The sequence below is a fragment of the Staphylococcus sp. HMSC077D08 genome (genome assembly GCF_001837945.1).
In the GTDB taxonomy this organism is placed as follows: Bacteria; Bacillota; Bacilli; order Staphylococcales; family Staphylococcaceae; genus Staphylococcus; species Staphylococcus epidermidis.
In genome coordinates this window covers 1-693 of the sequence record NZ_KV834776.1, presented here as the reverse complement: position 1 = coordinate 693, position 693 = coordinate 1, and the positions used below count along the sequence as shown (strand labels likewise).

Below are 693 nucleotides of genomic sequence, written 5' to 3'. Positions count from 1 at the left end.
TCTGTGATTATTGATTAATGATGCCATGGGGGGTCGTAGTAACCCCATGGCACGGAGTTAACAACGCGCTTGTGTTTTTCATTACATGAACCACAGCGCGTTGTTAACTCAACGTTTGTGACCAATCAACCATTGATAACGACGATGCCGTTGAGATGTGGAAAAGTAATACTCGGGATGCAAATGGGTGATTTCTTCATAAATCTGAGGTTCAATAGTCTTTAATATTTCATGTGCCTGTTGTTTTCGCGGAATTTTAATCGCTACACGAACTTCATTTTGACGAACATCAACGAGCGATTTCCCCACGACTTTATTAAAATAGCGTTCGACAGCGTTTGTTTTAGTTTCACCTGTTTGTTGCCAATCTTTTGATGATGTTGTGTCGATATCTTGTTTAAGATAATGTCGTAAAACCATCGTGTGATAAACGGATTTAATATGATTCGTGAGTTGGTCTTTCAATAAACGAATCATTAAATCGATAACCATTAACATCAATGCTAATCCTAACAAGTAAAATGTAAGTTGATATAAACCGTTTGAAATGATTGTGATATAGTGTGTGACATTTTGCATATCGATGATATCGATTTGAGATATAGCTATGTTCAATAGGTCAAAGAGTTTACTAAACATCACTGTCAAAATAGCAAATAGAAACAAGTAAATGATAATATCATACACACGCAT

Annotated in this window: 1 protein-coding gene; it reads right to left on the bottom strand. The window is 35.8% G+C overall.

The window, feature by feature from the left end:
- Positions 1-108 precede the first annotated feature (108 nt).
- Positions 109-693 (bottom strand): hypothetical protein (locus HMPREF2663_RS07220; protein WP_012816730.1); only part of this gene is annotated, 585 nt, incomplete at its 5' end.